Source organism: Lachnoanaerobaculum sp., from assembly GCF_057250505.1.
In genome coordinates, this window is the sequence record NZ_DBHIEQ010000002.1 from 96,195 (window position 1) to 105,458 (window position 9,264).

The 9,264-nt window shown below is 40.3% G+C and carries 8 protein-coding genes; 1 reads left to right on the forward strand and 7 read right to left on the reverse strand.

Features of this window, described 5'->3' with window-relative positions; genetic code table 11:
- Window positions 1-128 precede the first annotated feature (128 nt).
- The 7 genes from ACO6FI_RS01660 to coaBC all read right to left on the reverse strand — a co-directional run bounded on the left by ACO6FI_RS01660 (window position 129) and on the right by coaBC (window position 8,154).
- Window positions 129-1,259 carry an N-acetylmuramoyl-L-alanine amidase family protein gene (locus tag ACO6FI_RS01660; protein WP_485455825.1) on the reverse strand — a complete coding sequence of 377 codons (1,131 nt, stop codon included), beginning with the start codon at window positions 1,257-1,259 and terminating at the stop codon, window positions 129-131.
- Between the two features lie 3 nt (window positions 1,260-1,262).
- Complete coding sequence (locus tag ACO6FI_RS01665) at window positions 1,263-2,144, reverse strand: MetQ/NlpA family ABC transporter substrate-binding protein (protein WP_485455826.1); 882 nt, start codon at window positions 2,142-2,144, stop codon at window positions 1,263-1,265.
- A 104-nt stretch (window positions 2,145-2,248) separates the two neighbouring features.
- Window positions 2,249-2,896 carry a methionine ABC transporter permease gene (locus tag ACO6FI_RS01670; RefSeq protein WP_485455827.1) on the reverse strand — a complete coding sequence of 216 codons (648 nt, stop codon included), beginning with the start codon at window positions 2,894-2,896 and terminating at the stop codon, window positions 2,249-2,251.
- Between the two features lies 1 nt (window position 2,897).
- The gene (locus tag ACO6FI_RS01675) at window positions 2,898-3,944 is read right to left on the reverse strand and encodes a methionine ABC transporter ATP-binding protein (protein ID WP_485455828.1); all 1,047 of its coding nucleotides are present in this window, start codon (window positions 3,942-3,944) and stop codon (window positions 2,898-2,900) included.
- An 8-nt stretch (window positions 3,945-3,952) separates the two neighbouring features.
- Window positions 3,953-5,356: a dipeptidase PepV gene (gene pepV / locus ACO6FI_RS01680; RefSeq protein ID WP_485455829.1), complete on the reverse strand. Its 1,404-nt coding sequence runs from the start codon at window positions 5,354-5,356 to the stop codon at window positions 3,953-3,955.
- An 11-nt stretch (window positions 5,357-5,367) separates the two neighbouring features.
- A complete protein-coding gene (locus ACO6FI_RS01685) occupies window positions 5,368-6,954 on the reverse strand; it encodes a peptide chain release factor 3 (RefSeq protein ID WP_485455830.1) in 1,587 nt (528 codons plus the stop codon).
- Entirely contained in the window at window positions 6,955-8,154 is a 1,200-nt protein-coding gene (gene coaBC, locus ACO6FI_RS01690; RefSeq protein ID WP_485455831.1) for a bifunctional phosphopantothenoylcysteine decarboxylase/phosphopantothenate--cysteine ligase CoaBC, read from the reverse strand. It abuts the gene before it with no gap.
- 128 nt (window positions 8,155-8,282) lie between these two features.
- Between coaBC and ACO6FI_RS01695 the strand changes: the two genes are divergently transcribed.
- Window positions 8,283-9,047: a type III pantothenate kinase gene (locus tag ACO6FI_RS01695; protein ID WP_448946232.1), complete on the forward strand. Its 765-nt coding sequence runs from the start codon at window positions 8,283-8,285 to the stop codon at window positions 9,045-9,047.
- The last annotated feature ends 217 nt before the right edge of the window (window positions 9,048-9,264 follow it).

Consider the following 9,264-nt stretch of genomic DNA (forward strand, 5'->3'; position numbering starts at 1 on the left):
AAAGTACTTGCACATTTAATTTACTATATTTTGTATCTTTTTTCATTATAATTTAGTATTCTTAAAAAATTATTTCAAAAACTTAATAAAAAAAGAACCTTCAGTCATCAACTGAAGGTTCTCTTATATTAGAATCCGAATCCTTCCGCTATAGCCTTGGCGTCGGCATTCGCCCATTTGCTTATCAAATCGGACTTCATAGCCTTCTTTCTTACCTCAGGTACCGAATGAAAACCGTGTTCCACTATCATACCGAAGACTCCTGCCGCATTGGCTCCTCTAAGTACACCGTAGTAGTCTCCGTTTTCACCAAGTCTGTAATACACACTTCCGTTTATAGTAATGCTGTCATTTTTAGCTACAGTCCACTCACTAAGTGAGCCTTTCTTTACAGAGTCAAAACTTTTGCTCTTTGAAAGTCCCTCGTCAAAGCTTACCTTTGTGAGATTCTCACCAAGCTTATTTGCCATATTTATACACATATCGTTTTCTTTTGCTAAAGTATTTACTATGATAATAGGCTTGTTTATAGCAAGAGGCTGACTGTCTGTAGGATAACCGTTGGCATGAGGATTGTTTGAATTGGTATGCAATGAAATAAATATATCTGCTCCGTTTCTCTTTGCGAAATCACCGCGAAGCGAAATATGTCCGCCGTCCAGATTCTTATCGCTAAATCCGTCAATTGTAATACTTTCGGTAGTCCTTGTCATCACACAGCTGATACCGTAATTTTTCTTTAAGGTATCTCTGAGTGAAAGTCCAAGCTTAAGAACAGCCATAGCTTCGGAATAACCGTAACCGTCATCACCTTCTACGGCATTCTTTGTCTGAAAATGTCCCGGGTCAAGGCAAACCAGCACATTGCTTGCATATATCGCCTTGCCCTTTAATACCTTGCCGGTCTTTAAATAAGCGTCCACCCTGTACTCATATCTGATATAGCCTGTAGCACTCAACTTATCGGTATAGGTAATATTTCCGGTCTTAGACACATCCTTTGAAGCTATTTTCTTTATCTCGACAAAATTTTTTGATGTCTTATCTTTTCTAAAAATAACATATCTGTTTACTTCATTTATGCCGCTGCTTGAAAAAGATAAACTTATCTCATTCTTTGATTTTCTCTCAAAATCCATATTGTCGATTGCTGACTGTATATTTGCCTGTGCGCCGTACACACTGTTTGTCAGTATAAAAAATACAAATACAAATACAGCCGCACCGAGTACAACTATATTCTTAGATAAAGTCTTCATAGATTAGAACATAGGTACAACCGCACCGTTATACTTGGTCTCTATAAACTTCTTTACTGTATCGCTCTCAAGTGCCTTAATAAGTGCAAGTGTAGCATCTGACTTCTGATCTCCGTCTCTTACGGCAATGATATTTGCATATGTTGTAGCCGCAATTGACTTTGCATCCTCGATTGCAAGCGCATCGCTTACCTTAAGTCCTGCCTGTATTGCATAGTTACCGTTTACAACCGCGATATCCACATCACTGAGTGTTCTTGCCACCTGTGCGGCTTCAATCTCCTGAATATCCAAGTTCTTAGGGTTCTCTACAATATCCTGCTTTGTAGCATTGATTCCCACACCTTCTTTCAACTTAAGAAGTCCGTTTGCCTCAAGTAAAAGAAGTGCTCTTGCCTCGTTTGTAGCATCATTAGGTACTGAAACCTTGGCTCCGTCCTTAAGTGCATCAAGTGATTTTGTCTTTCCCGCATAGATACCGAAAGGCTCATAGTGGATTGCACCTGCAGAATCCAATTTTGTACCGTGCTCCTTGTTGAAGTTTTCAAGGTATGGGTAATGCTGGAAATAGTTTGCATCAAGCTCACCTGACTCAAGTGCCACATTCGGCTGAATATAGTCGTTGTACTCAACAATCTTAAGGTCATATCCCTCTTCTTTTAAAACCGGCTTTGCGGCTTCAAGTATCTCTGCATGTGGTGCAGGAGATGCCCCTACAGTTATTGTCTTTAACTCTCCTGTTGCAGATGCGCTCTCACTTGATGATTCGCTTAAAGACTCACTTGCACTCTCACTTGATGTTGTTGTATCTGCCGCCTTCTTTCCGCATCCTGCCAAAGCAAGCAGTGATGCCAAACCTAATGCCAATAAAATTCTTTTCTTCATATATATTCTCCTCCGTTATTTTCTTATATACAATGTATAGACTAAAAACAATATTCTGTCAATCCCTTATACTTGGTATGTTTATAGTCTTTTCTTATAACCTGTTATCTTACTCTCTTATCAGAGTGCTTGGAACTTCTCATAAATATCTCCTGTATTATCTGTACAAGAATAACCAAAATAGCTACAGTGATAAACATTATATCTGTCTGATATCTGTAGTAACCGTAGTTGATGGCAATAGTACCGAGTCCTCCGCCGCCTGTAAATCCGGCCATTGCGGAATAACCTAAAATAGTGGTCACGGATATGGCTGCACCTACCAACAGAGACGGTCTTGATTCAGGCAAAAGTACCTTAAATATGATTTGCATATTGCTTGCACCCATAGACTTTGCGGCCTCTATTACTCCGGCATCCACTTCTTTTAGAGAAGACTCCACCATTCTGGCAATATACGGTGCAGCCGCTATAACAAGAGGCGGTATAACCGCGACCGGACCTATGGAAGTACCTACCATCAATCTTGTAAGCGGTATAACCATAATAAGCAAAATCATAAAAGGCACTGATCTTATCAAGTTTATAGCGGAACCAAGTACTCCGTTTAATACAGGCATAGGCTTGATACCGTTTGTATCGCTCACCACCAATAAAACTCCTAAAGGAATACCTATCACATATGAAAAGAATGAAGAGGCTGCAGTCATCAATAAAGTTTCATACAAGCCTGTCAAAATCATTGAAACCATACTAATTCTCCTCTCTCTTTTCAAGACTTATTTTTTCATTACTATTATCCGGAAAATCAAGCTCATGGTAGCTCATTTTGATACTGTCAAGGTATCTCTTTGCCTTTTGAGCCTCTTCCTCACCCGATATCTGAATAATCATATGTCCGCATGCACTTCCACCTATATCCTTAGTCTGTGCATACAGTATATTTACAGGAATATCACAGGAGAGAATCATATTTGAAAGCACAGGCTCAAACGAGCTTCTGCCGTCAAACTCAATTCTAAGCTTAACACCTGAAACTATTTCTTTTCTCTCCATAACATCGCCAAGTATCAGCTTCTTTCCTATTTCAGACTGCGGATCGGTAAAAATATCTTCGACCTTGCCGACCTCTGCAATCTTACTGTTTTCAATTATTGCCACTCTGTCACAGATACTTTCAATGACCTTCATCTCATGAGTAATCACTATTACGGTAATGCCCATTTTTTTATTGATATCCTTTATAAGGTCAAGAATCTGCCCCGTGGTATTCGGGTCAAGTGCGGATGTGGCCTCATCACATAATAATAATTTCGGATTGGTGGCAACCGCCCTTGCAATCGCCACTCTCTGCTTTTGTCCGCCTGAAAGCTGTGCCGGATACGCCCTTTCTCTGTCTGAAAGACCTACAAGGTTTAAAAGCTCCTTTGCCCTCTGTCTTGCCTTGGCTTTCGGTACTCCGCTTATTTCAAGCGGAAAGCAGACATTATCAAGGATATTTCTTTGTGAAAGCAGGTTGAACTGTTGGAATATCATACCCATATCTCTTCTGACTCTTCTTATCTGAAGTTCACTCATGCCCTTTAATCCTTTACCCTCAAAGAAAACATCTCCTTCAGTAGGTATCTCAAGATAATTGATACATCTTACAAGTGTAGACTTTCCCGCACCCGACAGACCGATTATTCCGAATATCTCACCTCTGTTTATATCCAGATTGATATTGTCAAGGGCTTTGACATCGCCGTTTTTGGTATGAAAGACCTTGCCCATGCCCTTTAAACTTACAATAGAATCCATACTCCCCCTTACTCACACAGTTCTACTATAGACTGTGCAAATATCTTCGCTGCGGCTACCAGCTCGTCAATCACCACGAACTCATCCGCACCGTGCATTCTTGTATCCGTTCCCGGGAAAACCGCACCGAAAGCGACACCGTTTTCTATATCATGTACATAGGTTCCTCCGCCCATAGCGATACACTCTCCCTTAAGTCCTGTGTAGTCCTCATATATTGAAAGAAGTGTCTTTACAAACGGTGAATTTGCATCCACCTCATGAGGCAATTTTACAGTATCATTCAAAAGTTCCACATCAATACCCTTAAACTTCTTCTTTACGGTTTCAAGTATCTTATCTCCGTCACCGCTTACAGGTATTCTGCAGTCAAAGAATCCGTGCAATCTGTTGTCCTTTAAATCAAGCATTGAAAATGCAAGTGTAAGTTCACCGCTTTTTTCATCTTTTACAGCAATACCCAGTGCCTCACCGCTTGTATCTCCATGCGGCATCAACTTGTAAAGCTTCTTTATTGTTTCAATCTTATTTGAAGGTGAGAATTTAAGTCTTGAAAGCAGCTCAAGCAGTCCTGTTATAGCGTTGTTACCCATTTGCGGAGTTGAAGCGTGAGCATTTGCGCCCATTGCGGTTATTTCAAATACAGGCTCCAGGTCATAACTAAACTTTATACCTGTCTCCTTTGTTACCTTTTTTGCCTCTTTTTCCACCTCATCAACAGTAAATCCTTCTATTACAGCCTTTGCCTTAGGCGGAACCACATTTACCTTTGTTCCGGCGTCAATACTTACAAGTCTCTTATCTCCTGCATCCTCAACTACAGCCAAAAATTCTCCCTGAAGCTGTCCCTTTTCTATATTTACTACAGGAAACTCTCCGTCAGGTGAGAATGTCATAGGAGCCTGCTTTTCCTTTGTATAGTAATACTTGATGCAGGCGCCACCGCATTCCTCATCCGTTCCGAGTACAAGTCTGGCATTCTTCATTACAGGAATACCCAGTTCCTTAACCGCACGAAGTGCATAAAGTGCCGCAACGGCAGGTCCCTTGTCATCAGATGTTCCTCTGCCGTAAATTCTGCCGTCTAAAACCTTAGGTTCAAAAGGATTTGTTACACTCCATCCCTCGCCTGCCGGTACGACATCAAGATGTGCGAGTATATCAAGCCCCTTTGCCTTTTTGTTTAAATCTATTGCTCCGGCATAGTTGTCATAATTTGTAATATCAAAGCCGTACTTATCCGCCATATCAAGTGCTAAAACAAGTGCTTTTCTCGGGCCGTCACCGAACGGAGCACCTTCCACATACTCGCTTCTCTCACTGTTTATCGCGCAGAGTCTTTTTATATCCTCCACCATCTCATCTTTGTGCTCATCTATATACTTTTCTATCTCTTCTCTGTATTTTCTCATAATTTTCCTTTCTAGTTCTTTCCGAACTCGCTAAGTACAAGTCCTTCGTTTCTTTCCTCCACCATTCTTATACTCCACGGATGTGTGAATATAAGCAGAGGGCGATCTTTAAGGTCTTTGATTTTTTTCATATCACTTGTGCCCTGAATCTTATCAATATCCACAGTAGACGACTCGTCAATCCACCTTATATGCTCATAAGGCAACTTGTCAAGTTTTACATCTACATTGTATTCATTCTTCAGTCTGTAGGTCAGTACCTCAAACTGCAGTACACCTACGACTCCCACTATAATCTCTTCCATTCCGGTGTTGTACTCCTGGAATATCTGAATTGCACCCTCCTGTGCTATCTGATACACACCCTTTAAGAATTGCTTTCTCTTCATAGTGTCCACCTGACGTACTCTGGCAAAATGCTCAGGCGCGAATGTAGGAATTCCCTCAAATTCCACATTATTTGAAGTGGTCAAAGTATCTCCGATACCGAATATACCCGGGTCAAATACTCCTATAATATCTCCTGCATATGCCTTTTCCACTATCTTTCTCTCATCCGCCATCATCTGTGTGGACTGGTTTAGGCGAATTTTTTTATTTCCCTGTACATGGATAACCTCCATGCCTGCATCATACTCACCTGAGCATATTCTCATAAAGGCGATTCTGTCTCTGTGCGCCTTGTTCATATTTGCCTGTATTTTGAATACGAATGCGGAGAAAAACTCATCCTTCATAGGGTCCACATAACCTTCATGTGTCTTTCTCCTTAGCGGTGACGATGTCATCTTAAGGAAATGCTCAAGGAAGGTCTGCACTCCGAAGTTTGTAAGTGCGGAGCCGAAAAATACCGGGCTTAACTCACCTACCGACACCTTTTCCATATCCAGATCGTCACTGGCACCGTCCAAAAGCTCTATATCATTTCTCAATATATCCGCATAGTCAAATCCGATGTAGTCGTCAAGCCTACTGTCGTCAAGTTCAATAAGCTGTGTATCCACTTCCTTCATACCTGCATTTGCGGCTGTAAATTTATTTATCTGCTTTGTCTGTCTGTCATATACTCCCTTAAAGTTCTTTCCCGAACCTATAGGCCAGTTTACAGGGCATGTCCTTATACCCAAAACACTCTCGATATCGTCCAAAAGCTCAAAAGGATCTCTCGCCTCTCTGTCAAGCTTATTTATAAATGTGAATATAGGTATCTTTCTCATCACACAGACTTTAAAAAGCTTGATTGTCTGTGCCTCAACACCCTTACTTGCATCTATTACCATGACTGCCGAATCAGCCGCCATCAAAGTTCTGTAGGTATCCTCCGAGAAATCCTGATGTCCCGGTGTGTCAAGTATATTTATACAAAACCCCTCATAATTAAACTGCATAACCGAAGATGTTACAGAGATACCTCTTTCCTTTTCTATCTCCATCCAGTCACTTACCGCATATTTGGCGGTCTTTTTTCCTTTTACACTTCCGGCCAAGTTTATCGCTCCTCCATAGAGCAAAAACTTCTCTGTAAGTGTTGTCTTACCCGCATCAGGGTGTGATATTATGGCGAATGTCCTTCTCTTACTTATCTCTTCAAAGTTCACTTAAAAATTCCTCACTATCTCATCAAATATCTTTTTTGCCACCTCAAGTTTGGACAGCTTATCAAGTATTATCTCTTTATCATTTGTATATATGGTAACCACATTTGTATCGGTTCCAAAGCCTGCACCTTCAACCTTTACATTGTTTGCAACTATCATATCTACATTTTTACTTCTCAATTTCTTTTTTGAGTTTTCTTCCATATTTTCGGTTTCCATAGAAAATCCGCATAAAAACTGTTTTTTGGAATTCTCCTTCTTCCTCTCTCCAAGCTCCTTTAAAATATCCTTGGTTCTTGAAAGTTCTATAGACAACTCGTTATCTTTTTTCTTTATTTTTTCATTGCTGTATTTTGCAGGTGTGTAATCCGCTACCGCGGCGGCCTTTATTATGATATCCTGTGAATCCGATATCTTCATTATCTCATCATACATATCCTCTGCGGACTTTATATCAACTCTGTTTATAAAATCAGGCACAAACTCATCTGACGGTCCGATAACCAAAGTTACCTTGGCACCCCTGTAAGCGGCCATCTTTGCAATCTCAACCCCCATCTTTCCTGTAGAGTTGTTTGAAATATATCTTACAGGGTCAATAGCTTCTCTTGTAGGTCCGGCACTGACACATACTTTCTTACCTGCCAAATCCTTTTTATTAAATAACGCCCTCTTAATATATTCCAAAAGCATCTGCGGCTCCGGCATCTTTCCGGCTCCGCTATCTCCACATGCCAAATGACCTACCGCAGGCAAAATAACATCCATACCGTAAGTTCTAAGCTTCATCATATTGTGCTTTACTATCTTATTTTCATACATTGCAGTATTCATGGCAGGTGAAACTACCATATGGCATCTCATTGCAAGTGCCGTAGTTGTGAGCATATCATCCGCAATACCGTTTGCAAGCTTGCCTATCACATCGGCACTTGCAGGTGCGATGAGGAAAACATCCGCCCACTTCCCAAGCTCTATATGATCAACTTTAAATTCAAAATTTCTGTCGAACGTATCTGTGTACACTTTATTTGCAGTCAATGTTTCAAATGTCATAGGTGTGATAAACTGTGTGGCATTTTCAGTCATAATCACCTTTACATTTGCTTTTTGCTTTTTTAACATACTTGCAAGAGTTGCAATCTTATACGCCGCAATTCCTCCTGTAACCCCAAGTAATATATTTTTATTTTCCAGCATAAAGCCTCCAAAATCCTTATTAAATATCATACTTACCGATTATACGCTATTTTATTATTGCAAGCAAGAAGAGAGATTAGTATACTTTAGTATAAAGCTTTTATTTTAATACTAAGAAGGACAATTTTATGATTTTAGCAATCGATATGGGTAACTCAAATATTGTAGTAGGTGGAATCGACAATAAGCAAATATATTTTCTTGAAAGAATTACCACTCATACTACCAGAACTGAGCTTGAATACTGTATGTATATCAAAGGTATACTTGATATACATGGTGTAAAGGCAAACGATATAGAAGGCGCCATCCTTTCAAGTGTGGTACCTCCGCTCAATATAACCATAAGAAATGCCGTAAAGAAAATACTCGGTATTGAATGTATGCTTGTAGAGTCAGGCATGAAAACAGGTCTTAACATACTTATGGACAATCCGAAATCTGTAGGATCCGATATGATAGTCGATGCCGTTGCCGCTATGGATGAATACCCTCTGCCTCTTGCCATCATTGATATGGGTACTGCAACCACCATCTCCGTAGTTGATATACACGGCAATTATATAGGCGGTATCATACATCCCGGACTTCGCATATCACTTGATACACTCAGCTCAAAGACCGCTCAGCTTCCGCAGGTAAACCTTGATATGCCTAAGAAGGTTATAGCCAAAAATACCGTTGACAGTATGAGAAGCGGTATCTTATTCGGACACGCAGGTATGATGGACGGAATAATATCCCGTATGGAAGAAGAACTTGGACAAAAACTGAATGTGGTTGCCACAGGCGGACTTGCGCCTTTTGTCACACCTCTTTGTAAACATGATATTACAGTGGACGACAACCTGCTTCTCAAAGGGCTTTTAAAACTGTATATGAAAAATCAATAAAAAATTGCCACCGGCTAAGTCGGTGGCAGTTTTTTTATATCACTTTTTATTTCTTTCTCTTTAAAAAATCAGGTACATTTATTTTGGCATCCCCATGCGGTCTGACAGCTCTGATACCGGACTGCTGACCGTAAGTATAGCCTCCTGTATAAGGATTTTGATTGTTCATAGGCTGATTATTCATACCTTGATTATTCATAGGCTGATTGTTCATAGG